Annotated in this window: 23 protein-coding genes and 1 tRNA gene; 13 read left to right on the plus strand and 11 right to left on the minus strand. The window is 63.6% G+C overall.

Features of this window, described 5'->3' with window-relative positions:
- Nucleotides 1–34 precede the first annotated feature (34 nt).
- From BSY18_RS06155 to BSY18_RS06165, 3 genes are all read right to left on the minus strand, one after another.
- Complete coding sequence (locus tag BSY18_RS06155; RefSeq protein WP_054134997.1) at nucleotides 35–985, minus strand: CsgG/HfaB family protein; 951 nt, start codon at nucleotides 983–985, stop codon at nucleotides 35–37.
- A 41-nt stretch (nucleotides 986–1,026) separates the two neighbouring features.
- Nucleotides 1,027–1,404, minus strand: coding sequence for a curli assembly protein CsgF (locus tag BSY18_RS06160; RefSeq protein ID WP_069050007.1), 378 nt, complete (start codon nucleotides 1,402–1,404; stop codon nucleotides 1,027–1,029).
- A 636-nt stretch (nucleotides 1,405–2,040) separates the two neighbouring features.
- Nucleotides 2,041–2,130: transfer RNA gene (locus tag BSY18_RS06165), tRNA-Ser, on the minus strand.
- Between the two features lie 239 nt (nucleotides 2,131–2,369).
- Here BSY18_RS06165 and BSY18_RS06170 point away from each other — a divergent pair.
- The 10 genes from BSY18_RS06170 to mazG are packed head-to-tail and all read left to right on the plus strand — an operon-like array spanning nucleotide 2,370 to nucleotide 12,076.
- Nucleotides 2,370–3,461: a lytic murein transglycosylase gene (locus BSY18_RS06170; RefSeq protein WP_083231337.1), complete on the plus strand. Its 1,092-nt coding sequence runs from the start codon at nucleotides 2,370–2,372 to the stop codon at nucleotides 3,459–3,461.
- A gap of 26 nt (nucleotides 3,462–3,487) precedes the next feature.
- The gene (locus BSY18_RS06175; protein ID WP_069050009.1) at nucleotides 3,488–4,603 is read left to right on the plus strand and encodes a septal ring lytic transglycosylase RlpA family protein; all 1,116 of its coding nucleotides are present in this window, start codon (nucleotides 3,488–3,490) and stop codon (nucleotides 4,601–4,603) included.
- A 54-nt stretch (nucleotides 4,604–4,657) separates the two neighbouring features.
- Nucleotides 4,658–5,803, plus strand: coding sequence for a D-alanyl-D-alanine carboxypeptidase family protein (locus BSY18_RS06180; RefSeq protein ID WP_054134917.1), 1,146 nt, complete (start codon nucleotides 4,658–4,660; stop codon nucleotides 5,801–5,803).
- A gap of 10 nt (nucleotides 5,804–5,813) precedes the next feature.
- Entirely contained in the window at nucleotides 5,814–6,440 is a 627-nt protein-coding gene (tmk, locus tag BSY18_RS06185; protein ID WP_442856571.1) for a dTMP kinase, read from the plus strand.
- A gap of 4 nt (nucleotides 6,441–6,444) precedes the next feature.
- Complete coding sequence (locus BSY18_RS06190) at nucleotides 6,445–7,455, plus strand: hypothetical protein (RefSeq protein ID WP_083231338.1); 1,011 nt, start codon at nucleotides 6,445–6,447, stop codon at nucleotides 7,453–7,455.
- Between the two features lie 53 nt (nucleotides 7,456–7,508).
- Nucleotides 7,509–9,071, plus strand: a complete 1,563-nt coding sequence (gene metG, locus BSY18_RS06195) for a methionine--tRNA ligase (RefSeq protein WP_069050011.1) — start codon at nucleotides 7,509–7,511, stop codon at nucleotides 9,069–9,071.
- Nucleotides 9,071–9,850 (plus strand): TatD family hydrolase, encoded by a 780-nt coding sequence (locus BSY18_RS06200; RefSeq protein WP_069050012.1) that lies wholly within the window; start codon nucleotides 9,071–9,073, stop codon nucleotides 9,848–9,850. The genes metG and BSY18_RS06200 overlap by 1 nt, the downstream gene beginning before the upstream one ends.
- Complete coding sequence (locus tag BSY18_RS06205) at nucleotides 9,847–10,623, plus strand: MBL fold metallo-hydrolase (protein ID WP_069050013.1); 777 nt, start codon at nucleotides 9,847–9,849, stop codon at nucleotides 10,621–10,623. The genes BSY18_RS06200 and BSY18_RS06205 overlap by 4 nt, the downstream gene beginning before the upstream one ends.
- Nucleotides 10,623–11,237, plus strand: a complete 615-nt coding sequence (locus tag BSY18_RS06210) for a retropepsin-like aspartic protease family protein (protein WP_069050014.1) — start codon at nucleotides 10,623–10,625, stop codon at nucleotides 11,235–11,237. The genes BSY18_RS06205 and BSY18_RS06210 overlap by 1 nt, the downstream gene beginning before the upstream one ends.
- A gap of 44 nt (nucleotides 11,238–11,281) precedes the next feature.
- Nucleotides 11,282–12,076, plus strand: coding sequence for a nucleoside triphosphate pyrophosphohydrolase (gene mazG / locus BSY18_RS06215; protein WP_083231339.1), 795 nt, complete (start codon nucleotides 11,282–11,284; stop codon nucleotides 12,074–12,076).
- Here the strand turns inward: mazG and hflX are convergent.
- The 7 genes from hflX to dusB all read right to left on the minus strand — a co-directional run bounded on the left by hflX (nucleotide 12,071) and on the right by dusB (nucleotide 21,373).
- Nucleotides 12,071–13,378: a GTPase HflX gene (gene hflX / locus BSY18_RS06220; protein ID WP_069050015.1), complete on the minus strand. Its 1,308-nt coding sequence runs from the start codon at nucleotides 13,376–13,378 to the stop codon at nucleotides 12,071–12,073. The genes mazG and hflX overlap by 6 nt on opposite strands.
- A 40-nt stretch (nucleotides 13,379–13,418) precedes the next feature.
- Nucleotides 13,419–13,916: an RNA chaperone Hfq gene (gene hfq / locus BSY18_RS06225; protein ID WP_082382278.1), complete on the minus strand. Its 498-nt coding sequence runs from the start codon at nucleotides 13,914–13,916 to the stop codon at nucleotides 13,419–13,421.
- Nucleotides 13,917–14,067: 151 nt separating this feature from the next.
- On the minus strand, nucleotides 14,068–15,432 hold the full coding sequence (gene ntrX, locus BSY18_RS06230) for a nitrogen assimilation response regulator NtrX (protein WP_054134909.1): 1,365 nt from the start codon (nucleotides 15,430–15,432) through the stop codon (nucleotides 14,068–14,070).
- A gap of 3 nt (nucleotides 15,433–15,435) precedes the next feature.
- Complete coding sequence (locus BSY18_RS06235) at nucleotides 15,436–17,769, minus strand: sensor histidine kinase (protein WP_069050016.1); 2,334 nt, start codon at nucleotides 17,767–17,769, stop codon at nucleotides 15,436–15,438.
- A 114-nt stretch (nucleotides 17,770–17,883) separates the two neighbouring features.
- Complete coding sequence (locus tag BSY18_RS06240) at nucleotides 17,884–19,287, minus strand: sigma-54-dependent transcriptional regulator (RefSeq protein WP_069050017.1); 1,404 nt, start codon at nucleotides 19,285–19,287, stop codon at nucleotides 17,884–17,886.
- A gap of 5 nt (nucleotides 19,288–19,292) precedes the next feature.
- The gene (locus BSY18_RS06245; protein WP_054134906.1) at nucleotides 19,293–20,375 is read right to left on the minus strand and encodes a two-component system sensor histidine kinase NtrB; all 1,083 of its coding nucleotides are present in this window, start codon (nucleotides 20,373–20,375) and stop codon (nucleotides 19,293–19,295) included.
- Nucleotides 20,375–21,373: a tRNA dihydrouridine synthase DusB gene (gene dusB, locus BSY18_RS06250; RefSeq protein ID WP_442856578.1), complete on the minus strand. Its 999-nt coding sequence runs from the start codon at nucleotides 21,371–21,373 to the stop codon at nucleotides 20,375–20,377. The genes BSY18_RS06245 and dusB overlap by 1 nt, the downstream gene beginning before the upstream one ends.
- A gap of 94 nt (nucleotides 21,374–21,467) precedes the next feature.
- Between dusB and BSY18_RS06255 the strand changes: the two genes are divergently transcribed.
- From BSY18_RS06255 to BSY18_RS06265, 3 genes are read left to right on the plus strand one after another with little or no spacing between them, the layout of a single operon-like run.
- Nucleotides 21,468–22,670 carry a bifunctional 2-C-methyl-D-erythritol 4-phosphate cytidylyltransferase/2-C-methyl-D-erythritol 2,4-cyclodiphosphate synthase gene (locus tag BSY18_RS06255; RefSeq protein ID WP_069050019.1) on the plus strand — a complete coding sequence of 401 codons (1,203 nt, stop codon included), beginning with the start codon at nucleotides 21,468–21,470 and terminating at the stop codon, nucleotides 22,668–22,670.
- Between the two features lie 13 nt (nucleotides 22,671–22,683).
- Nucleotides 22,684–23,232 (plus strand): hypothetical protein, encoded by a 549-nt coding sequence (locus BSY18_RS06260; protein WP_150126221.1) that lies wholly within the window; start codon nucleotides 22,684–22,686, stop codon nucleotides 23,230–23,232.
- Complete coding sequence (locus BSY18_RS06265; protein WP_231683905.1) at nucleotides 23,229–23,732, plus strand: CinA family protein; 504 nt, start codon at nucleotides 23,229–23,231, stop codon at nucleotides 23,730–23,732. The genes BSY18_RS06260 and BSY18_RS06265 overlap by 4 nt, the downstream gene beginning before the upstream one ends.
- Here the strand turns inward: BSY18_RS06265 and BSY18_RS06270 are convergent.
- Entirely contained in the window at nucleotides 23,690–24,154 is a 465-nt protein-coding gene (locus BSY18_RS06270) for a type II toxin-antitoxin system RatA family toxin (protein ID WP_054134902.1), read from the minus strand. The genes BSY18_RS06265 and BSY18_RS06270 overlap by 43 nt on opposite strands.

Genomic DNA, 24,154 nt, shown 5'->3' on the forward strand with positions numbered 1-24,154 from the left:
GGTCCCTTTGGCCCGTCCGATCAGGAAAAAACCGTTAATTCGTCTCCGAATTCCCCTTGTTCGTTTCCCCGTTTTTCCTGGTTTCCTTTACCTTCATGGGGGTCAGCTTGCGCGCCTTCTCTTCGGCACGCTGAACCTGACCCGGCGTAAACTTTCCGTCGCGCTCCTGCTGATATTGCAGCAGCTTGGCCATGCCCGCATTGCGGTCAGCAAAGTCCCACAGCCTCAGCTCGACGCCTTCCATCACCAGCGCATAGACCGCCTTTTCGATGGCCTGCTGCAACGCAAGCTGATCTGGCTCGTTAGTGGTGAAACCGGCTTCGGCTTCCAGCAACTCGCGGAACGCGACAAATTTGAAGGCACTTGCACCCATCGATTGCGAGGCGATGGTTTTCGAAGCAGTAACCGTCGTCAGGACCTCGCCTGTGCGCACGGACACAGCACGCAGATAAACCGTTACGGTGTCCTGCCGATATTCGGTGCGCGCGCCGATCCCCAGGAACGCCGCGCCTGCGCCGCCGGTCAGCGTGTTGGTGTCGTAGCCGATCACCCCGCCTTCGAGCAGCACGCCTGCAAACAGCAGCGCGGGCAGGGCATCGGGGTTGACCGCGCGCTCGCCAAGATAGCGCTCACGCATTTCGCGGATGATCTGCCGTTCGTTGAGCAGGTTCTTGAGGTTCTCACGCTCGACGATGGTGAACCACGAGCGATCGCCCACGTCCTGCAGCGCCTTGACCAGCACCGATGCGCCGCCCTGGCTCACCGCACGCGAAAGCGTCTGTCCGGTGGCGCTCGGCTTGAACTGGCCGGTCTGGTCGGTGAAGTTGTAGACCGCCACGGCAACCTGGCGCGAAGGCGCGGGAATGCCGCGCAGCAGCTGCTGGGTCTGGGTGGCGTTGGGAAGATAAGCATAGCTGGTCGTTTCAGGGATGGCGGCCTTGCCACTGCCACCCACCGTGGTGCATCCCGCAACCAGGGCGGTCATCGCCAGTGCCGCCAGACATGTGCTCTTGTGCCCCATCATGATCAGTCAACATCCAGGAAAGTGGGCACGACGATGACAGTTTCTTCGCCGGTATCGTCATTGATGATGTTGATCGTAACCTCGGTCAGCGAACGGATGAAATTGACCGTCTGTCCACCGAAGCTGATGGTGCCGCTTTCCTGAGGGTTGTCACCAAAGATGGCGGTGACGATCTGCGAGGAAAGCGCAGAGAGCAACCGGGACTGGAGCTGGCGGGCGAAGATATCCGCCTGCGACGAGCTGCTGCTCGATGCAGGGTTGGTGAAATCATTCTGTGCGTTGGCAATGCCGAGCAGATGATTGGAGTTGAAGGGATTGCCGCCGAAACTTGGATTGATGGGCTGGTAGACAATGTCCTGGGCATGCGCGGTGCTGCCCAACGGAACAAAAGCCCAAACCACCCCCAACAAGGCCGCTGCTGCGGCCCTGGTCGCACTTATAGCCGAGTGCACAATTAATCTCCTGCAGCTTGCCCCGTGAGCTTTGCGCCCATCAGCTGGCATCATCTTTTTTTTGCGACTCGATTTTGTTAAGACAACCTTAAGGAGGTTTAAGGGGGCGTAAAATAGTGCAAACGCACTATATAAATCATTCAAATTGAGGGGAATATCTCCGACCCCCTCAACGGTCGAACAAACCGACCGGCATCCGCCCCAGCATTTCTCCCATTTTCTTGTCCGGCGGGGGCGATGAGCCGAGTTTCTGGATCAGACGAGTGGAGTGCCCAGCCGCCCCAGTTGGGGCTCCGATTTTACATTCTGTCCGGATATGACACAGAAAACACACAGCTTTTGTCATGTTGCTGTCACAGCAGATGCCGATTTTAGAGCGCCGAGACGATGGGCCCCTCCGCGTTAACCATAAACACGGCGATCGGTGCGGTCGCAAGCAGTATATCGAGGCCCGAAAAAGCCCTCCAGACGTTTGAACGCAGCAAGGCGGATGGTTGCATTTTGCGAACGGGGTGACGCAAGCCGGATTACCGGCCCGGCGGCTATCATGAGGCAAACGGTGCCTGGCGGAAGAGGTGGGATTCGAACCCACGGAGAGCTTGCACCCTCGCCGGTTTTCAAGACCGGTTCCTTAAACCACTCGGACACTCTTCCCGCGGCACCCTTTGCCGAAAGGAGAGCATGTATCTCCCGGGCGGTGCGGGCGGTTTCCTAGCGAAGGCGGGGTAATCTGAAAAGCGAAACTTGGACGGGCCGGGCGCAGGAGCGGACGTCCGGGTAAAAGGCATTGCCCGCCCGGGCCGTTCAAGCGTGGCGGGGCCGGGATGGGTGGGGGATGTTCGCCCTTTCCCCCGCGATGCTTTGTGTGGCACAACGCCCTGTGGGAGTATCGCATGGTTATCAATATTGTACAAAGGCTTGGGTCGCGCGCTGCCGCGATGGGGGCGACAATCGTCCTGCTCGCATGCGGGGCGCCCAGCACCGCACAGCGTGAAATCGTCCAGCCGCTGCCCGGGGCCGATGCCCAGCAGACACAGGGCTTTGCCAGCTATCTTGATACGGTGGCCGCCCGCGCGCGGCGCGAGGGTGTTTCGCAGCGCGCCATAGACAGCGTGCTACCGACGCTGTCGTTCGACGAGAGCGTGGCCGCGCTCGACCGGCGGTTTGCGCCGACGCCCACGGGCCAGGCCTTCCCCTCCTTCGGTCCCGAAATGGCCAAGCGCATCAACGCTGCGAAGATCCGCCAGGGCCGTCAGGTCTATTCCGACGAAGCCGCGCGGCTGGTCGCGATCGAACAGCAGACCGGGGTTCCGGCGTCGATCATGGTGTCCATCTTTGGGCATGAGACAAGCTATGGCACGATCATGGGGAGCACCGATCTGCCGCGGGCCTTGGCGACGCTGGCGTATGAAGGGCGCCGGCGTGAGCTGTTCGAAGGCGAACTGATCGCAGTGCTCAAGATGATCGACAAGGGCGTTCCCCGGTCGGTGTTGCGTGGCAGCTACGCGGGCGCGTTCGGCTATCCGCAGTTCCTGCCGTCGGTCTATCTGAAGCTTGCCAAGGACGGCGATGGCGACGGAAAGGCCGAAATCTGGTCGAGCAGGGCGGATGCCTTTGCCTCGATCGCCAATTACATGCTGGCGGCCGGATGGCAGCGGGGCGAGCCCTGGGGCTTTGCCGTATCGGTACCCGCGACGCTGAACACCAATGCCATCGCCAGCCGCGAGCGTGTCGCCAAATGCGCCCGTGCGGTCGAGCGGCACAGCGAATGGAAAACCATGCGCGAATGGAAGGCCTTGGGCGTCTATCCTGCCGGTGGCGTCTGGCCCGCCGACGACCGGGTAGAGGCATCGCTGCTGATCACACCTGGCCTGGATGCGCAGGGCTATCTGCTGACGCGCAACTATCGCGCCATACTGGATTACAACTGCTCCAATTATTATGCGATGTCGGTGGGCCTGCTGGCCGATGGCGTGCGCAACTGACGGGTGCAGGCAAAGGGGGATTGGCGATGAAGAATGCGATGATCGGTAGCCTGGGGATGGCGCTGCTGCTGTCGGGTTGCGGGGGCGGCAGCAATGTGAGCCGCAGCCTGGAGACCGCACCGGCCACGCTGGCGGGATCCGTATCCGATTATCCCGCCAAGCTGGGCGAGCCTTATGTGCTCGATGGCATCACCTACACCCCGGTCGATGTGTTCAACTATGACGAAGCAGGGTATGCGAGCTGGTACGGCGAAGAGCTGAACGGACGCAACACCGCCAATGGCGAGCTTTTCATTCCCGAAGGCATTTCCGGCGCCCACCGCACTCTGCCGCTGCCGAGCTATGTCGAGGTGACCTCGCTGGACACCGGCAAGACCATTCTGGTGCGGCTCAATGACCGTGGTCCTGCCGCCTCCAACCGGTTGATCGACCTGTCGCAGGGCGCTGCCCGGCAGCTAGGGGTGCTAGGCAAGGGCGCGTTCGCGGTGCGAGTGCGCCGGGTCAACCCGCCCGAGGCCGAACGCGCGATGCTGCGCGCGGGCAAGCCGGTGGCTTTGCGCATGGATACGCCCGAATCGCTGCTGGTGCCGTTGCGCCGCAAGCTGGACGGCTTACCGCGTCCGGCCAATGCCGCTGCTATCCCTGCCGCGTCGACCGCTCCGGCTGCTGTTGCAGCTACGGCGCCCGAACCCGTCAGCAAACCGGGCAAGCCAACTGAAAAGGCCAAACCGCCCAAGCAGGCCGCCGCGAAGCCAGCGCCCGCCAAGGCTGCGCCCGCTGGCCAAGGCAATGATCGCTTCATTGTCGAAGGGGAGGGCGCGCAGCCGCGGGCGGCCGAGACCAGCAGCGCACCCAACCGGGCGTTGCTCGATCAGCCCCGGTCCGACAAACCGCCTGTCGCGGCGGCTACAGGTGGCGCGTCTTCAGCCTATTTCGTTCAGGTCGCCGCATTTTCGTCCAGGGCGCGCGCGGATGAACTGGCCAAGCGGATCGGCGCGATCACGCAGGTTAGCCGGGATGGCAAGCTGTTTCGCGTCCGCTATGGACCCTATGCCGATGCCAAGGCGGCAGAACAGGGTCTTACGCTGGCGAAGCGGAATGGCTATCAGGGGTCTCGAATCCAGCAGGACTCCGGTCGCTGATAACAAGGGCCATCCAACGGCCCATCCCCCTTTGATCGAAACCATGGGAAACAGATGAAAACCCCGCTTATTGGCCTTGCCATGTTCTCGTTGCTGGCGACCCCGCTGGCAGCGGCTGCCCCCAGCTATGTCTCGGAAGCCCCGATCGCCTATATGACCGACCTGTCATCGGGCGCGGTGCTCTTCTCGCGCGATGCGGACAAGCAGATCCCGCCGGCATCGATGGCCAAGATGATGACGGCCTATGTGGCATTCGACCTCATCAAGAAGGGCGAGCTCAAGCTCGACCAGAAGATCAGCGTCTCTCCCGACACCTGGCGCAAGTGGAACAACCAGGGATCCAGCATGTTTCTGGCCGTCGGCAGTCAGGTCACCGTGGCGGATCTGCTCGACGGGATCGTGACGCTTTCGGGCAACGATGCTTGCGTCGTGCTGGCCGAGGGCATTGCAGGCTCGGAAGAGGCGTTCGTCGACATGATGAACAAGAAGGCGAAGGAAATCGGCCTTGCCAACAGCCGCTTCGGTAACAGCAATGGCTGGCCGGACGAGGGCGTGACCCAGGTGACAGCGCGCGATCTGGCGCAGCTGGCGACCGCGACCATTCGCAACCATCCCAAGCTTTACAAGCGGTTCTACTCCAAGGGCAGCTTCACCTGGAACGGCATCACCCAACCCAACCGCGATCCGCTGCTGGGCAAGGTCGACGGCGCCGATGGGCTGAAAACCGGGCACACCGAAGAGGCCGGATACGGCTTTACCGGCTCTGCCGAACAGAACGGCCGCCGCCTGGTCATGGTGGTCGCAGGGCTCGACAGCTATAACGGACGCGTCAATGAATCGGTGCGGTTCATGAACTGGGGCTTCCGGTCGTGGAAATCGGTGCCGTTGTTTACCAAGGGCAAGACTGTCGATACCGCTCCGGTTCAGCTGGGCAGCAAGCGCGAACTCGCGCTGATCGCCCCGCGCGATCTGGCGCTGACGCTGCCGCGTACCGCCGATACCGACAAGGTCACGCTGAAGGTGGTGTATCAGGGCCCGCTCAAGGCGCCGATCGCCAAGGGCCAGCAAGTGGCGACCCTGGTTGTCTCGGCGCCCGATATGGACCGCCAGGTGATGCCGCTGGTGGCCGCCGAGGCGGTCGAGGAGGCAGGGTTCTTCGGACGGTTGTGGGCGGGAATTCTCTCGTTCTTCGGCGCCTGAGGTCATCCCCGTGCGCGGACGCTTCATCTCGATCGAGGGTGGCGAGGCGGTCGGCAAATCGACTCAGATCAGGCTGCTGGCCGACTGGCTAAGGACGCAGGGGCAGACCGTCACCGTCACCCGCGAGCCGGGTGGCACCGACAGCGCCGAGGCGATCCGCGCGCTGTTGCTCGAGGGCGCCGCCGATCGCTGGAACGCGCGCAGCGAGGCTTTGCTGTTCGCCGCAGCGCGCGCCGATCATGTCGCAAGGCTGATCCGTCCGGTAGTCGACGCAGGCGGCTGGGTGCTGTCAGACCGGTTCCTCGACAGCAGCCGCGCCTATCAGGGGATCGCAGGCGGCCTTGGCGATGCAGCGATCCTCGACCTGCACCGGTTCGGGTCCGAAGGCTTTCTTCCCGATTGCACCTTGCTGCTCGAATTGCCGGCGGACGAGGCTGCGCGCCGTGCGCTGTTGCGTGATGGCGCGTCCAGCGACCGGATCGGCGGGCGCGATGCGGCCTATCATGCCGCAGTAACCCAGGCATTCCGCGACTTCGCAGCCGCTGAGCCTCAGCGGTTTCGCACCATCGATGCGAGCGGCGACAGCGCAGTGGTCCATGCTCGCATCGTCGCGGCCATCGCGCCGTTGATGGCATGACGTCATGATGGCGTCGCAGGCACAATGGCTGGGACATGCCGAGCCTGAAACCACGCTTTTGCGGGCATTCCAGGCGCGCAGACTGCACCATGGCTGGCTGCTGGCGGGGCCCGAAGGGATTGGCAAGCGCAGCTTCGCGCTGGCTGCCGCGGCCCATCTGCTGACCCGCTCGCCCGATTTTGCCGCGGGGCATTTCGACGGCGATATGCACGGCACAGAGGGCCGGCTGCTGCTGGAAGGCAAGCACCCCGACTGCCACTACATTACCCTGGGTCCGCAGAACGACAAGGAAGCCCGCAAGGCCGAGGAAGGAAAACCCTTCGATCTTGCGCGCAACATCAAGGTCGATCAGATTCGCGCGCTGCAGAAGCGTCTGACCGTGCGCCCCAGCCTGGCGGACCGGCGGGTGATCATCTTCGATGCGGCCGATCAGCTTGAGCGCAACGCTGCCAACGCGTTGCTCAAGAGTCTCGAGGAACCGCCTGCCGATACCATATTCATGCTGATCGCGCACAATCCTGGGCGGTTGCTGCCGACGATCCGCTCGCGCTGTCTGGTGCTCGATTTTCCGGCGCTCAGCGATCCCGACATGGCCGACGCGCTGCGTGCGGTTCGCCCCGAACTGCCCGATGCAGAGATCGCAGCATTGGTGCGGCTCGGGCAGGGGGCTCCGGGCCAGGCGCTCAGCTTTGCAGGGCTGGACATGGCCCGCATCGATGCTCTGCTCAGCGAGATCGCCGACCATGGCGACCGCGATCACCGGGCCCGCATCGCACTCGGCAATATGGTCGCGAACAAGGCCAACCGCGAGCGGTTCCAGGCGCTGCTGCATTATGCGCCGCGCTTTGCCGCGCGGCGGATCCGCGATCTGCGCGACGACCGGCTGCCCGGTGCGATCGCCGCGTGGCAGGAGATTGGCGCGCTCGCCTCGCGCGCAGTGCTGCTCAACCTCGATGCTGCAGCGGTCGCGTTTCAAATTGGCGGCTTGCTGGCGCGGCTGGCCCCGCCTAGATAGGCCGCAACCGGCGTTTACCGCCACCACCCGAACGAACGGCAGACATCACCGCCATGGGCGAACCCTATTACATCACCACCGCGATCAGCTATCCCAATGGCCGCCCGCATATCGGCCATGCCTATGAGGCGATTGCCGCCGACGTGATCGCGCGCTTCCAGCGGCTCAGCGGCCGCGATGTCCGTTTCCAGACCGGAACCGATGTCCATGGCCTCAAGATGCTGCAAAAGGCGCGCGAACTGGACACGACGCCGCGCGCGTTGGCCGATGAGATGTCACAATATTTCAAGGATATGTGCGACAGACTTGACGTCAGCTATGATCGCTTCATCCAGACATCCGAAGACGAGCACCATCGCGCGAGCCAGGCAATCTGGAAGGCGATGGACGCAAATGGTGACCTGTATCTTGATCGCTACGAAGGCTGGTACTCGGTCCGCGACGAAGCCTATTATGCCGAAGACGAGCTGGTAGACGACGGGCAGGGGGGCAAGCAGTCTCCGCAGGGAACGCCAGTTGAATGGACGGTGGAAGAGAGCTGGTTCTTCAGGCTCGATGCCTATCAGGACAAGTTGCTCGCTCTGTATGAGGAGCATCCCGAGTTCCTGCAGCCCGACACGCGGCGCAACGAGATCGTCAGTTTCGTCAAGTCGGGCCTGCGTCCGTTGTCCGTGTCGCGCACCAGCTTCGATTGGGGCGTCGGGGTGCCGGGAAGCGATGGGCATGTGATGTACGTCTGGGTTGATGCGCTGACCAATTATCTCACGGGCCTGGGCTATCCCGACGACACCAAATTGATGGCCAAGCATTGGCCCGCCGATCTGCACCTGATCGGCAAGGATATCGTGCGTTTCCACGCGGTCTATTGGCCCGCCTTCTTGATGAGCGCTGGCATCGCGGTGCCCAAGCAGGTGTTCGGCCACGGTTTCCTGCTCAACAAGGGCGAGAAGATGTCCAAATCGGTCGGCAACGTCGTCGATCCGTTTGCGCTCGCCGATGCCTTTGGCGTCGACCAGTTGCGTTACTTCCTGCTGCGCGAGGTCAGCTTCGGACAGGATGGCAGCTATTCGCCGCAAGCCATTGCGATGCGGTCGAATGCCGATCTGTCGAACAGCTTCGGAAACCTCGCCCAGCGCATTCTTAGCTTCATCGCCAAGAACCTAGATGGCTATCTGCCCGCGATCCGGGGCCACCAGCCCGCCGATACAGCGCTGTTCGAGATTCTGACTGATGCGCTGCAGACCGAGATGCCCAAGGCTTTCGAGGAACTTTCGCTGTCGCAAGGGATCGAGGCGTGGATGCGCGCGGTGTTTGCCTGCAACGCCTATGTCGACGAACAGGCGCCCTGGGCGCTCAAGAAGACCGATCCCGAACGAATGGAGACGGTACTGGCGACATTGTACATCGCCATCGCGCAGCTTTCGATCGCGATCTCTCCCGTCATCCCGGGCAGCGCCAAGGCGTTGCTCGATCATATGGGCGTTCCAGACGATGTCCGTTCGCTCGCTGCGATGGGCAGTCACTGGTATTCGCCGCTCGCCGAAAGCGACTATCAGGTGGGCGTACCCAAGCCTTTGTTCCCGCGCATCGATCTGCCTGCCGAAGACGCCGAGTGATGCTGGTCGATTCGCACTGCCACCTGAACTACAAGGGCATGGCCGAGCAGCAGCCTGACCTGCTCGAGCGTGCGCGTTCGTCGGGCGTCACCGCGATGCTCAACATCTCCACCCGCGCCAGCGAATGGGACGCTGTGACCGCCACCGCGCACCGCGAGGCGGATGTCTGGGCAAGCATCGGCATCCACCCGCATGAGGCCGATGCGCATGCGGATATCGACACCGCACGCCTGGTCGCACGGGCCCAAGCGGACGAGCGGGTCATCGGCATCGGCGAGACCGGGCTCGATTATTATTACGACCATTCCGACCGCGATCAGCAGTGCCGCAGCTTCATTTCGCACATCGCGGCGTCGCGCATCACCGGCCTGCCGCTGATCGTCCACACCCGCGATGCCGAGGACGACACTGCGGCGATCCTGGTTGAAGAAATGGGGAAGGGGGCCTTCCCCGCGCTGATCCACTGCTTCACCGCCAGCGCCGATTTCGCCGCCAAGGTGCTGGACCTCGGGTTGTACATCTCGATCTCTGGTATCGTGACATTCAAGAACGCCAAGGATCTACAGGCGGTGGCGCGCGATATTCCGGTGGATCGGCTGATGGTCGAAACCGACGCGCCGTTCCTCGCGCCGGTGCCGCACCGCGGCAAGCAAGGTGAGCCTGCGTTCGTGGCCGATACCGCGCGCTTTGTCGCGGGCTTGCGCGACGAACCGTACGAGCACCTGTGCGAAACGACGTCGCAGAACTTCTACCGCCTGTTCAACCGGGCGCGCCCATGAAGGCGATCCTGCTGGGATCGGGCACCTCAGGCGGGGTCCCGCGGATCGGCAACGATTGGGGCGCGTGCGACCCCACCAATCCGCGCAACCGCCGTTCGCGGGTGTCGATGATCGTCGAACATGCCGGCAAGCGGGTGCTGATCGACACATCGCCGGATCTTCGCAACCAGCTCCTCGCGCAGGACATCGGCGCGCTCGACGCGGTGATCTGGACCCACGACCATGCCGATCACAGCCATGGCATCGACGATTTGCGCGCGCTATATCATCGCAGCCGCAAGCCGTTACCGGGCTTTGGCAGAGACTATAGTTTACAAAGTCTTATCAGCCGTTTCGACTATGTTTTTGCAGGCGGAGACGGGTATCCTTCGATCGTAGACCCGCATGATCTGGCCGATGACCAGATCATTTGCGGCATGCGGGTGCGCTGCGTCGATCAGCCGCACGGTCCGGTGCTGTCGACCGGTCTCAGGTTCGACGCCGATGGCATGTCGATCGTCTACGCCACGGACTTCGCCAGCGTCACCGACGACATGGTCGCGCTGTATTCCGGCTGCGATGTGCTGGTGACGGATTGCCTGCGCTACGAAAAGCATCCCACGCATGCCAATCTGGAGATGGCGATGGATCTGGCGACCCGTACCGGCGCGCGGCACACGGTGCTGACCCATATGGACAAGAGCCTCGATTACGCGACCTTGTGCGCGCAATTGCCCGACGCAATCGAGCCGGGCTTTGACGGGCTGACCATCGACCTCGAGCAGGTAGCGTAATGGGCGAAAGCGAAACCGCGAGCCTGATCTACAGCCTGTTGCTGCTGGTGCTGGTCGGCAGCGCCCTGGTCTCGCGCAGCCTGCCGATCGGCCAGACGCTCAAGATGGCGCTGGGCTGGCTTGGCATCTTCGCGCTGATCTTCCTGCTGGTGAGCTTTCGCCCCGAACTCAAGATGATCTGGGAGGGTGTCACCGGCGAACTCGGCCTTGGCGGTGCGCCTGCGATCACCGGCGCGCCGACGACGCTGCGCAAGGGTGAAGATGGACATTTCTGGGTCAACGCCGAGGTCAATGGTGCAGCTGTGCGGTTCATGGTCGACAGCGGCGCAAGCTTTACCGCGCTGTCGGTCGATGCGGCACGCAGCGCCGGTGTCGAGCCGGATCCGCTCAGCATGAAGGTGGTGCTCGAAACCGCCAATGGCATCGTCGAGGCCGACCGGGCTACCGTGGCGGATCTTCGCGTCGGATCGCTTGGCATGAAGGATCATGCAGTGGTGATCGCGTCTGCCTTTGGCGAGACCAATGTGCTGGGGATGAATTTCCTTTCGGCGCTGGAAAGCTGGCGGGTCGAGGGCGACAGCATGATCCTGGTGCCGCGAACCACCTCGCGCTGACATGGTATTAATTTAACATAATATATATTATCGGACTTAAACAGATGACATCCGAGACTGACCCTTCCGCCATTTCCCCGGCCGCAACCACCCCGCTCGACCGGTTGGTCACGATCATGGCGCGGCTGCGCGATCCTCAGGCCGGATGTCCATGGGATATCGAGCAGACCTTTGCGACGATCGCGCCGTACACCATCGAAGAAGCCTATGAGGTCGCCGACGCGATCGAGCGTGACGATATGGCCGCGCTCAAGGACGAGCTTGGTGACCTGCTGCTGCAGGTTGTGTTCCACAGCCGCATGGCCGAGGAAGCCGGACATTTCGCCATCGGCGATGTGATCGACGCGATCAGCGAGAAGATGGTCCGCCGTCATCCGCACATCTTCGCAGACCAGTCGGTCGAGCAATGGGATTGGGAGGCAATCAAGGCCGAAGAACGCAGCGATGGCGGCTCATCCAGCGCCATGGATGGCGTCGCATCGGCGCTGCCGGCGCTTATGCGCGCGCAGAAGCTCCAGAAGCGCGCAGCGCGCACCGGGTTCGACTGGCCCGATGTCATGGGTCCGGTCGAGAAGATCGGCGAGGAAATCGAAGAATTGCTCGAGGCCGAAAGTGAAGTCGAACGGATCGACGAAGCGGGGGATCTGCTGTTCGCTGCGGTCAACATGGTCCGCCATATGGGCGTCAGCGCAGAAGACGCATTGCGCGCGGCCAATGCCAAGTTCGAGCGCCGCTTCCGCGCGATGGAAACCGATGCCGGCGATGCCTTCGCAGGACTGTCGCTCGAGCAAAAGGAAGAGCTCTGGCAGCGCGCGAAAGCTTCGACGCGCGGGCTATAGCGCCTGAAACCTGCCCCAGTCCTTGTCCGACAGCCGCACCGAAAGCGCCAGCTCATCGCCCTTCTCGTCCGATGTCAGCACCTCCCCATGCGCGTGCAGCCAAGCCAGCCGCTGGCCATCGTGCCGGGGCAGATTGACGTCATGAATGCGGTGGCTGATCACCAGCGCAGCCGATGCTGCCCGCAACAGGTCTGACACCCCTTCCCCGGTCAGTGCCGAGATCGGGCAAACGGTGCGATCATCGGGCATGGTTTCGGTGAGAAACGCGCGCGCGTCCTCGTCCAGTATGTCCCATTTGTTCCACGCTTCGATCAAGGGCGTCGCCAGCCCCTGTTCGGCGAGCACCGGATCGATGACCAGGCCAAGATCGGTTAGGATCGTCTCCACCGACTCCGCCTGCATTTGCGCATCGGGGTGCGCCATGTCGCGGACATGGATGACAAGATCGGCCGACAGCACCTCTTCGAGCGTCGCGCGGAACGCGGCGACAAGCTCGGTCGGAAGATCCGAAACGAAGCCCACGGTGTCCGAGAGGATGACCTTTTCCACCCCGTCCAGACGGATGGCGCGCATTGTCGGGTCGAGCGTCGCGAACAGCAGATCCTCCGCCATCACCCCGGCTTGGGTCAGCCGGTTGAACAGCGTCGACTTGCCCGCATTGGTATAGCCCACCAGCGCGATCACCGGCCAGGGTGCCTTCTGACGCCGCTCGCGGTGCAGCCCGCGGGTGCGCTTGACCTGCTCCAGCTCGCGCCGCAGCTTGGCCATGCGATCGCGGATCATGCGGCGGTCGGCCTCGATCTGGGTTTCGCCCGGGCCACCGAGGAAGCCGAAGCCGCCGCGCTGGCGCTCAAGGTGGGTCCAGCTACGCACCAGTCGGCCCGCCTGATAATCGAGATGCGCAAGCTCCACCTGCAGCCGCCCTTCGGCGGTCGCGGCGCGCTCGCCGAAGATTTCAAGGATCAGCCCGGTCCGGTCGATGACCTTGACCTTGAGCCGTTCCTCCAGATTGCGCTGCTGGATCGCCGAAAGGCTGCCGTCAACGATCAGCAGTTCGGCCTTTTCGTCTTCCAGGCTGGCAGCGATGATATCGACCTGCCCTCCGCCGAACAAAGTCGCAGGGCGCGCGGTGCGGATCCGGAAGGCGTGCGATGCGCACACCGAAATGCCGATCGCCAGCGCAAGCCCTCGCGCTTCTTCCAGACGCGCGTCGGAATCCACCGCGCCGCGTCGGCCGAGATCGGGATAGGCAATGACTGCGCGGGTACCGCGAACGAAATCAAGAGCGTGAGGGTCGTTCAAACTTTGCTTTTTCCTTTTGTCCGGCCCCCGAACCGCCGGTTCAATCTTCTTCGCTGTCCGTATCACCCCAGTCGCCGGTCAGATCGACCGGGGCATTGGGTTGCACGGTGGATACCGCGTGCTTGTAGGCCAGCTGTGCCATGCCTTCGCGTTCGAGCAGCATGCAGAACAGGTCATAAGCCGCGACCTTGCCCTGCAGCATCACGCCGTTGATCAGGAACATGGTCACCGGAACCCCGGTTTCCTGCACGGTGCGCAAAAACACTTCCTGCAGGTTGCGGTTCTTGGCGTTCTTGGCACCCATCAGCCCCGAGAAGATCCCGAGATCGATCGGCTGGGCAGGCATAACGGTCGAAATCGCATGCTTGTAGACAAGCTGTGACTGGCCATCGCGGCGCAGCATGACCGAAAAATTGTCGAACCAGGTCACGATGCCCTGAAGCTTGACGCCCTTGACCAGAAACATGGTCACCGGGATTTTCGATTTCCTCAACGAGTTGAGGAACACATCCTGAATGTTTTGAGCCTTTTCGGTCATTTTGACCCCCGGTCTTGGTGGTGACGTTGCACCACGGTTCATGAAAAGCCTGTCCGTCACATCCGGCACGGCTGCCGCCAAAGGCCGCACCCCATACATAGTGCCGAAAGCCCCTGTCGCCAATGGCCAGTTTACCGCTTTTCCTTGCCAATCAACGGTCGTGCAGCCCCAAGAGCTTGAGTTTGCGGTGCAAGGCCGAGCGCTCCATCCCGATGAACTCGGCTGTCTTCGAGATATTGCCCGAAAAGCGCCGGATCTGGATCTTGAGATATTCGCGTTCGAAGCTCTCGCGCGCCTCGCGCAGCGGCACCCCCATCAGGCTGGAAATGCCCGCTGCGCGCCCGCCATCGCCCTGCACCAGTTCGGGCGGGAGCATGTCCACATCGATCTGCGAGAGCCTGCCGCGCGGCGCCAGGATGATCGTGCGCTCGATAACGTTGCGCAGCTGGCGGACATTTCCCGGCCAGTTGTAGCTCTGCAGCGCTGCCATCGCCTCGCTGCTGGTTTCCGGCGGCGTGATGCCATGCTCGCTGGCGAAGCGCGCGACATAATGCTCGACCAGCGCGGGAATGTCGTCGCGGCGTTCGGTGAGCGCCGGGATCTCGACCGGCACGACGTTCAAACGGTAGAACAGGTCTTCGCGGAAGCGTCCCTCGGCAATCTCGTGCTCCAGATTGCGCGACGTTGCCGACACGAAGCGGACATCGACCTTGATCGGTCGGGTCGCGCCCACGCGCGAGAAGCTCTGGTCGGTCAGCACGCGCAGGATCTTGGCCTGGGTGGATTCGGGCATGTCGGCGACCTCGTCGAGGAACAGCGTCCCGCCGTGCGCGCGTTCGAGCAGCCCGGATGTCGCCACCCTGCCCTGGTCCTCCTCGCCGAAAAGCTCCTGCTCGAACCGATCCGGGGTCATCCGCGCGGAGTTGACCGTGATGAACGGCCCGCCCGAACGGCCGCTCCAGCTGTGCAGCAGCCGCGCGGCGACCTCCTTGCCCACGCCTGCAGGTCCGGTGATCAGCAGCCGGCTACCGCTGTTGGCGACGCGCTTGAGCGTCGCGCGGACCGCGTTGATCGCGCTGGAGCTGCCGGTCAATTCGTCGGAAATGCCAAGTTTTTCGCGCAGCTGCGCATTCTCGCGCCGCAGCCGCGCGGTTTCGGTGCCGCGCGCGACCATGTGGATAAGTCGTTCGGCCTCGAACGGCTTTTCGATGAAGTCCATCGCGCCGCGCGAGATCGCCGAGACCGCGGTGTCTATGTTGCCGTGACCCGAAAATATGATCACCGGCAGATCGGCATCGCGCGACTTGATCTCGTCGAGCAGTTCGAGCCCGTCGAGCTTGCTGCCCTTGAGCCAGACGTCGAGCAGCACCAGGGACGGGCGGCGTTCGTCGATCGCGGCGAGCGCGGCATCGCTGCCACCGGCCGAACGGCAGCTATAGCCTTCGTCCTCCAGCACGCCCGAGACCAGGTCCCGGATATCGCGCTCGTCATCAACAATCAGGATTTCCAAAGGCATAGATCAGTTGCTTTCCTCATCCTGTGCCGTGCGGCTCAGTTCGTTGTGGCGGCGGTCCGCGGTCGCGCCGGTGCGCGATGCCCGGTCTGCGCTGCTGTGCCGGATGACAGGCGCGGCGTTGGCTGCATCCTGTCCGGCGCTGGCGAGCAGCAGATCGGTATCGAGCCGGATGATGACGCGCGTCCCGCCGACGTCATTCGATTCAAAGGCAAGGTCGCCAAAATGCTCCTCGACGATCTTCTTGACGATCGCGAGGCCAAGCCCGGTCCCCTTCTCGCGCGTGGTCATATAGGGCTCGACGATGCGGTCGCGGTCTGCGGGCAGGCCGATGCCGTTGTCGTCCAGCGTCAGCACCAGATACTGCGCCTGGCGCGAGACGGTGGCGGTGACGCTGCCCTGATAGACCTCATCGGCCTGTGCCTTGGCCTCAATGGCTTCCACGGCATTCTTGAGAATGTTTGTTACCGCCTGGCCGATCTGTCGGCGGTCGCAATGCAGGTCGCTGCCCTCGTGCACGCCTTCGGCCGCAAAGCGAATGGCGGGATGCGCGACTTCCTGCAGGAAGATTGCCTGCCGCACGAGGTCGAAGAAATTCTCCTCGCGGAACACCGGCTTGGGCATCCGCGCAAAGGACGAGAATTCGTCGACCATGTTCCGCAGATCGCCCACCTGCCGCACGATCGTGTCGGTGAGCTGGCCGAAGGTCGGGTCGTCCTCGCTGACCTTCTTGCCATAGCGCCGCTTGAGCCGCTCGGCGGCAAGCTGGATCGGGGTCAGCGGGTTCTTGATCTCGTGCGCGATCCGCCGGGCGACGTCCGACCACGCTGCCTGTCGCTGGTCGACCAGCTGCTGGGTGATATCCTCAAAGGTGATCACCAGGCCATAAGGCTCGCGCACGGTGCGCACCGCCAATGTCAGCAGATCGGTTCCGCGCGAATACTGGATCACCGCCTTCTCGGTGCCGTCGCCCACCAGCCGCGCAAAGGGCGGCGCGATGCTCGACAGGGTGCAGCCCAGGCACTGCTCGGCGTCGATCAGCAACAGCCGCTGCGCGGTGCTGTTCATCAGCCGCACCATGCCCATGGGATCGACCGAAATCACGCCGGCGCTGACGGATTCGAGCACCGCCTCGGTAAAGGCGCGGCGATCGTCGAGCTGGCTGTTCGCGCGTATCAGCGCGGATGTCTGCTCGGAGAGGCGGCTCGCCATGCGGTTGAATGCCCGGCCCAGCACCCCGACTTCGTCCGTGCGGTTGGCGGTGTCCACCCTCGTTGCGAAATTGCCGGTGCTGATGTCGCGCGCGGCGCTGGCCATGTCGGTCAGCGGCCGCACCATTCGGTCGGCGAACTTGAGCGCAGCCCACAAGGCGACCGCGACCAGCAGCAGAGAAACCACGAACAGCGCGATATTGAACTGGACCTGCAGGTTCTGCGATCGGGAGAACAGGGCCTTGTAGTCGGACAGCACCGTCTGCGCCCGCTCCCACTGGCTCAGCGCCAGCTGGTTGGAGGCGCGCGCGACATACAGATACACCCTCGCCTTCTTGTCGAGCGGCGTAACCACTTCGATGCGGTCGGCTTCGGCGGATACCACCGCGGTTTCGCCCGCCTCCAGCTGCCGCACGATATCCGGTGTGACCCGGTCCGACGAGGTGCGGTTGTCGGGGTCGACGATCGCGGCGGTGCGGATCACCCCGTCATCGCCGATCTCGACAATGGCGGATTCGTTCATCTTGCGGCCGACAACCTGGAAGATATAGGCCTCGGCGAACTCGGGGCTGTCGATCCGGGTCTGCTGCAGATATTCGCGCAGATCGCTTGCCATCGCGACAGTCTCGGCAGAGACGTCGCGGCGTCCCTCTTCATAATAGCCGCGCGCCAGATCGTTGGCGTTTTCCAGCATCCCGCGCGCGCGGTCTGAGAACCAGAACTCGACGCCATATTGGAACAATAGCGAGGTGATCACCACGACCAGCAGCATCGGGATCGAGGAGATCAGCGAGAACAACGCGACGAACCGCACGTGCAGGCGGCCTGTCCCCTGCTCGCCGCTGACACCCGCGCGGCTGATCGCAACGCGCCTGCCGATAAGTGCGAGCAGCGCCATGGCGGGCACCAGATTGCCGACCAGCAGGGTGGCGGTCACCGGAGCAGGCACCATCGCCTGGCGGCCCTGGTAGCTGCCGACCAGCCAGATCGAGAAGCCGATCATCGTGATCAACAGCAGCACGCAGCCGACCTCAAGCACCGGAAACAGGCTGCCCTTGCGCATCATGACGGCAAAGCGGCGCGCAAACCGGCTTTTCCTGGGCTGGGGCAGTGCGGAAGACGCAAGCATAGTGGTGAGTTTACAACAGGTGCGTTGCCAGAATACAAGGCATTTTACTTAAGTGTTGCAGAATATCACCGCATAACGCACCCGCTTCGACGCATGGGTCCGCTGCCGGGGCTATCAGAGGTTCGTCAGGCGGTGTTCGACCAGCTTCTTCCGCAGCGTGTTGCGGTTGATCCCCAGCATCGCGGCCGCCTTGACCTGGTTGCCATCACACTGGCGCATGATCGATTGCAGCAGCGGAATTTCGAACGCCGCGAGCGCGCGATCATACACCGCGCCATGTTCGGGCCGTTCGGTGAGCAGGAAGCGGCTGACAGCCTGATCGAAGTCGCTCTCTTCGCGCCGGGGTTCGCCGCCGAGCGCCGGTTCGTCGAAAATGCTCCCCAATGCCTCGGCGGTGATCAGGTCGTCGCGGCTCATGATGACTGCGCGGAACACCAGATTGCGCAACTCGCGGACGTTGCCGCGCCAGTTGCGGCGCTGCATCGCGGCGATTGCGCTATCGTCGAAGATCCGCCGAGGCAGGCCCTCCTGCACCGCAAGCGCCAGGAAATGTTCCACCAGCGCGGGGATGTCGCTCAGCCGCTCACGCAGCGGCGGAAGCTCGATCGGCACCACGTTGATGCGGTAATACAGATCCTCGCGGAACAGCCCGGCCTCGATCAGCGGCCCGAACGGCTTATTGGTCGCTGCCAGGAAGCGCACGTCGAGCTCGATCTCGCGATGGCCGCCGACGCGGGTGATCCGCCCGGTCTGCAGCGTGCGCAGCAGCCGCGTTTGCGCCTGCATCGGCATGTCGCCGATTTCGTCGAGAAACAGCGTGCCGCCATGGGCCTGCTCGAACTTGCCGATCGACTGCGTGACGGCCCCGGTGAACGCGCCCTTTTCATGGCCGAACAGCTCTGACTCGATCAGTTCGGCAGGAATCGCGGCCATGTTGACCGCGACGAACGGGCCCTGCTTGCGGTGGCCCAGCTGATGGATCGCCTCTGCCACCAGTTCCTTGCCGGTGCCGGATTCGCCCAGGATGAGCACCGACAGGTCATTGCGCAGCACCCGGGTGATCATGCGGTAGACCGTCTGCATCGGCGCGCTGCGCCCGACGAGCGGCAGCCCGCTATCGGCAGGGTCTGCGTCCATGATGCCGCCGGAATCGCCGCTGCGCGCGATCGCCTGAAGTACGGCGCGGATCAGTTCATCCAGATCGAAGGGCTTGGGGAAATATTCGTAAGCACCCGCCTCGCTTGCGCGTACCGCGGTATCGAGCGTGTTCTGCGCCGAAAGCACGATCACCGGCGTATCTGGATGGCGTTGGAGCACCACGCCCAGCGTGGCGATGCCATCGCCGTCCTCTAGCATCACATCGGTGAGGATCGCGGCATAGCGCTTGTCGGCGATGAGCGTGTTGCGCCGTGCGATCGAGGTGCAATGATCGACGGCGCAGCCTTCGGCCTCCAGCGCGGCGGTGATCACCTGGCTGATCGAGCGATCGTCCTCCACCAGCAAAACCGATTTGGCCATAATGATCAGTTCCCCAGGGTGGCAAGCGGCAGGAACAGCCGGAAATTGGTGAGCCCCTGCTGCGCGTCACGTTCGTGCACGATGCGCCCGTTCATGTCGCGCACCAGCTTCTGAACCAAAGCGAGGCCCAGCCCCTGCCCGGTCTTCTTGCTGGTGACGAAGGGCGAGAAGATGTCCTCGGCGATGTCCGCATCGATCCCCGGGCCGTTGTCGCTGACCCGCACCTCGACCGGAAGCCGGATATAGCGATCGTCCCCGCGCGAGAGCCGCAGCCGCACGCCGCTGACGAACTTGGTGGTCAGAGTGATGCAGGCATCGTCCTGCCCCTCCATCGCCTCGCGGGCGTTGGTGATGAGGTTGAGCAGCACCTGCACCAGATTGTCGGCATCGGCCAGCACCGGTGGTATCGAGGGGTCGAACTGCTCGACGAAGCGGACGGTGTCGGGGTGCGCGGTCTCCACGATCTCGCGTACGCGGCTCAGCGGCTCATAGATGTTGCAGGGCCGCACCGGCGCGGCAGTGCGCCGGGTAAGCGATTGCATCTGGTCGATCAGCAGGGCGATGCGGTCCACCTCTGCGGTGATCAGTCCAGAGAGGCGTCGCCCCGGACCATCGAGCTGTCGTTCGATCAGCTGCGCAGCGCCCTTGATCGCAGCGAGCGGGTTCTTGATCTCATGCGCCAGAATATCGGGTCCGCGCACCGCAAAGCCCTCGGCGGCGGGCTCGCTGTCGAACAGCGGCGATCCCGCGCCGGATTCGTTGAGCACCAGCAGCTGCCACCCTTCGGCCACCGGGCTGAGTGAGATATCGACCTCGCGCACGCTGTTGCGGCCGATCTGCACCCGCATGCCGTGCGCGGCCAGATTGGTGTCGGGCTGGTCGAGCGCGAGCCCGATCCGCGCATCGTCGAAACGCAGGAACTCCGACAGATGCCGACCGATCAGCCGGCGTGCGCTTTGCTCGAGCAGGTTTTCCGCCGCCGCATTGGCTGCTGCGATCGTGCGGTCGGCGTGCAGCATGACCACAGCCATCGGCAGGCTCTGCAGCTGAGCCGCCGCATCCGGCGCGATGGCAGCGCTGGCCACCATCAGGCGGCGGCTTGACGCAGCCAGGGCCGGTAGAACTCACCCAGCATCGCTGTCACGACATCGGGATTGTCGATCTGGTTCATCTTGTTGCGCAGCTCGGCAGAGCCCGGCAACCCCTTGGTGTACCAGCCCAGATGCTTGCGGGCCATCTTGACGCCGGTGTCGCTGCCGTAGTGCTCGAGCATCGCGTGATAATGCTCGATGATCACGCGGTACTGCTCGTCCAGATTCGGGTCGGGCAACGTCTCGCCAGTGCGCAGCGCATGCATCACCTGCCCCAGCAGCCATGGCTTGCCATAGGCGCCGCGTCCGATCATGACGCCATCGGCGCCGCTCTGCTCCAGCGCGGTGCGCGCATCCTCGATGCTGCAGATGTCGCCGTTGACGATAACCGGAAGCTTCACCGCTGCCTTTACCTTCGCAACAAATGCCCAGTCGGCCGAGCCCTTGTACATCTGGTTGCGGGTGCGGCCGTGGACGGTGATCATCTTCGCGCCCAGATCCTCGGCAATCCGCGCAAGCTCCGGCGCGTTGAGGCTGTCATGGCACCAGCCCATGCGCATCTTGACCGTCACCGGCACCTTGACCGCCTTGACCGTCGCCTCGATCAGTGCGGCGGCCAGCGGCAGGTCGCGCATCAGCGCCGAGCCCGCATCGCCGTTGACCACCTTCTTCACCGGGCAGCCCATGTTGATGTCGATGATCGCAGCGCCACGGTCCTCGTTGAGCTTGGCTGCTTCGGCCATCTGCTTCGGACCGCACCCGGCGAGCTGCATCGACACCGGTTCTTCGACCGCATGCCAGGCCGCTTTCTGCAGCGACTGGCGCGTCTCACGGATCATCGCCTCGCTGGCGATCATCTCGGTGACGTTGAGCCCCGAGCCATAGCGCCGCACCAAAGTGCGGAACGGCATGTCGGTCACGCCGGTCATCGGCGCAAGCAGCACCGGCTCGTCGATCTGCAAGGGGCCGATCTGGATCGGCTTGAGGGCGGGGATATGGGTCATGATGATGCGTGCCTAATATTTAGGCAGCCCCATAATCGCAAAGCGGCTGGCGGGCAAGCAGCACTTGGTTTATGCCCCGCGCCCGATGTCCGATGCAAAACCGAGCCTTTCGAGCGACACCTCCCGCACCGCCGCGCTGATCGTGGCTGCGGGCAAGGGCCTGCGCGCTGGCGGCGATGTGCCCAAGCAGTTTGCCGAGTATCGCGGCAAGCCCCTGCTCCGCCACAGCGTCGAGGCATTTGCCAGCTGGGACGCTGCGCCGCGCATCGTTGTCGTGATCGGTGAAGGCCAGACTGCGTCGGCCAAGGCCGCGCTGGCCGGGCTGGACGGCATCGTGCTGGTCACCGGAGGCGCCGAACGCAGCGACTCGGTGCGGCTGGGTCTGCTGGCGCTCGCTGCGCAGGGTGGGACGGACCGGGTGTTCATCCACGACGCCGCCCGCCCTTCCCTTTCGCACGACGTTCTGGACCGGTTGAATGCCGCGCTGGACGCCAATCCCGGCGCGGTGCCTGTGCTGCCCGTGGTCGACAGCATCGCGCGCGGCGCCGATGGCGTCATCGAGCAGGCGGTCGATCGCGCGCATCTTTGGCGGATCCAGACCCCCCAGGCATTCCATTTCGACGCGATCCTGGCCGCGCACCTCGCCTGGTCGTCCGATCGCACCCCCACCGACGACAGCCAGATCGCCCGCGCTCACGACCTTGCCGTCGCGCTGGTCGAAGGCGACGAGGCGTTGACCAAGATCACCTTTTCCGAGGACTTTGCCGTGTCACACCAGCCTGCTCCAGCGCCTGCCGCGATGATGGTCCGCACCGGCATCGGCTATGACGTGCATCGGCTGGCGAGCGGCGAGGAACTGTGGCTGGGCGGCGTAAAAATCGAGCATGATCGGGGACTTGTCGGGCACAGCGATGCCGATGTCGCGCTGCATGCAATCACAGATGCGCTGCTCGGTGCCATGGCGCTGGGCGATATCGGCGAGCATTTTCCGCCCAGCGACCCGCAATGGCGCGGTGCGGATTCGGCGCAGTTCCTCGCGCATGCAGCATCTCTGGTCCGCGCCAAGGGCGGGCAGATCGCCAATATCGACCTCACCATAATCTGCGAGGAGCCGAAAATCGGCCCGCACAAAGCTTCCATTCAGCAACGCATCGCCACTATTCTTGCGCTCCGACCGGATCAGGTGGGAGTCAAGGCGACAACGACCGAACGCCTGGGCTTCACCGGTCGCGGCGAAGGCATCGCCGCGCAGGCAGCGGCCAGCGTGATGGTTGCCGGACAACCCTGACAGGATAACAGACATGACACGAACGACACTGATGACCCGATCCGCAGCGGTGCTGGCCATGGCCGGGGCGCTGGCCGCCCAGACCGCTGCTGCGCAAACCGCCGCGTGCCTCTCAAACAGCCAGGCACAGTCGCTCGCGGTGGCGGCTTTGCCCGACGCGTTGTCCAGCGCCCGCCGGGCCTGCCTGCCGCATCTGCCAGCAGCGTCTGCCCTCACCCGCTCGTCCACCAAGATCAGCCAGGTCTATCAGCCTGCCGCTGACAGGGCCTGGCCGGTGGCCGGACGCGCCTTCCTGGCGGCGGTGGAACTGCCCTTGCCGCCGGGGAGCGATCCGCAGATCTTCCGTCCGCTGCTCACCGCGGCGATCACCGCGCTGGTCGAGCAGGAGATCAAGCCAGAAAATTGCAACGCGGTGGAGGAATTCTACAGCGCGCTCGAACCGCTGCCGCCCGAGAACATGGGCAAGTTGTTGATCGCGCTGATGAAGCTGGACGAGACCTCGAAAAAGCCTGGCGAGACCAGCAAGAACCCCTTCACCCTGTGCAAGGATTCCGCGAAGTGAAAGGCCTGCTGCCATCGCTGCTGATGGATCTTGCCGAGCGGGTGGTGACCGAGAATATCACCGCCGGCCGCCGGATCGTGCTGGCGGAAAGCTGCACCGGCGGACTGGTGTGCGCGGCGATCACTGAAATTCCCGGCAGCTCGGATGTGCTCGATCGCGGCTTCGTGACCTATTCCAACGATGCCAAGATCGAATCGCTCGGGGTCAGTGCCGAGCTGATCGACACCTTCGGCGCGGTCTCGCCCGCCGTCGCCTGGGCGATGGCGCGCGGCGCGCTGAAGCATTCGGATGCGGATGTTGCGGTGGCGATCACCGGCGTGGCCGGGCCCGGTGGAGGCACCGAGAGCAAACCTGTGGGCACCGTGGTGTTCGCCTGCGCGCTGCGCGGCCAGAGCGAGAACGACATCACCGCCGAGCAGAAGAATTTCGATCCCACGCTCAGTCGCGCGGAGATTCGTCAGGAAGCGACGATGGCCGCGCTCGAACTGCTGTTGCCGTAAAGCTCTTCGGCGCGGGTTTCGAACGCGCTGACCATCTTGCGGAAGGCGCGGTCGAAATACTGGCCGGCCAGCGTTTCGAACAGCCGGTTCTTGAAGGTGAACGACACGTAGAAGTCGACGGTGCACCCGCCCTTGCCGTCGCTGGCGAACTGCCAGATGTTTTCGAGGTTCTTGAGCGGGCCGTCGAGATACTCGACCTCGATCCGCTCACCGGGCACCTTACGCACCAGCGAGGTGAACTTCTCGCGTAATTGCTTGAAGCCGACCACCATGTCGGCCACCATCTCGGTGTCGCTGTCCGATTTGACCCGGGTTGCGATCACCCAGGGCAGAAACTCGGCATAGCGCGCGACGTCGGCGACCAGATGATACATCTGCTCGTGACTCCAGGGCAGATGCCGGGTCTCGCGGTGCGATGGCAT

This window comes from Blastomonas sp. RAC04 (assembly GCF_001713435.1).
GTDB classification, from domain to species: Bacteria; Pseudomonadota; Alphaproteobacteria; order Sphingomonadales; family Sphingomonadaceae; genus Blastomonas; species Blastomonas fulva.

Bases quoted from the DNA above. Each gene is read 5' to 3' on its own strand.
- BSY18_RS06155 (WP_054134997.1), bottom strand. From the start codon at position 985: ATGACCGCCCTGGTTGCGGGATGCACCACGGTGGGTGGCAGTGGCAAG.
- BSY18_RS06170 (WP_083231337.1), top strand. From the start codon at position 2,370: ATGGTTATCAATATTGTACAAAGGCTTGGGTCGCGCGCTGCCGCGATG.
- BSY18_RS06175 (WP_069050009.1), top strand. From the start codon at position 3,488: ATGAAGAATGCGATGATCGGTAGCCTGGGGATGGCGCTGCTGCTGTCG.
- BSY18_RS06180 (WP_054134917.1), top strand. From the start codon at position 4,658: ATGAAAACCCCGCTTATTGGCCTTGCCATGTTCTCGTTGCTGGCGACC.
- BSY18_RS06190 (WP_083231338.1), top strand. From the start codon at position 6,445: ATGATGGCGTCGCAGGCACAATGGCTGGGACATGCCGAGCCTGAAACC.
- metG (WP_069050011.1), top strand. From the start codon at position 7,509: ATGGGCGAACCCTATTACATCACCACCGCGATCAGCTATCCCAATGGC.
- BSY18_RS06200 (WP_069050012.1), top strand. From the start codon at position 9,071: ATGCTGGTCGATTCGCACTGCCACCTGAACTACAAGGGCATGGCCGAG.
- BSY18_RS06205 (WP_069050013.1), top strand. From the start codon at position 9,847: ATGAAGGCGATCCTGCTGGGATCGGGCACCTCAGGCGGGGTCCCGCGG.
- BSY18_RS06210 (WP_069050014.1), top strand. From the start codon at position 10,623: ATGGGCGAAAGCGAAACCGCGAGCCTGATCTACAGCCTGTTGCTGCTG.
- mazG (WP_083231339.1), top strand. From the start codon at position 11,282: ATGACATCCGAGACTGACCCTTCCGCCATTTCCCCGGCCGCAACCACC.
- hfq (WP_082382278.1), bottom strand. From the start codon at position 13,916: ATGACCGAAAAGGCTCAAAACATTCAGGATGTGTTCCTCAACTCGTTG.
- ntrX (WP_054134909.1), bottom strand. From the start codon at position 15,432: ATGCCTTTGGAAATCCTGATTGTTGATGACGAGCGCGATATCCGGGAC.
- BSY18_RS06235 (WP_069050016.1), bottom strand. From the start codon at position 17,769: ATGCTTGCGTCTTCCGCACTGCCCCAGCCCAGGAAAAGCCGGTTTGCG.
- BSY18_RS06240 (WP_069050017.1), bottom strand. From the start codon at position 19,287: ATGGCCAAATCGGTTTTGCTGGTGGAGGACGATCGCTCGATCAGCCAG.
- BSY18_RS06245 (WP_054134906.1), bottom strand. From the start codon at position 20,375: ATGGTGGCCAGCGCTGCCATCGCGCCGGATGCGGCGGCTCAGCTGCAG.
- BSY18_RS06255 (WP_069050019.1), top strand. From the start codon at position 21,468: ATGTCCGATGCAAAACCGAGCCTTTCGAGCGACACCTCCCGCACCGCC.
- BSY18_RS06260 (WP_150126221.1), top strand. From the start codon at position 22,684: ATGACACGAACGACACTGATGACCCGATCCGCAGCGGTGCTGGCCATG.
- BSY18_RS06270 (WP_054134902.1), bottom strand. From the start codon at position 24,154: ATGCCATCGCACCGCGAGACCCGGCATCTGCCCTGGAGTCACGAGCAG.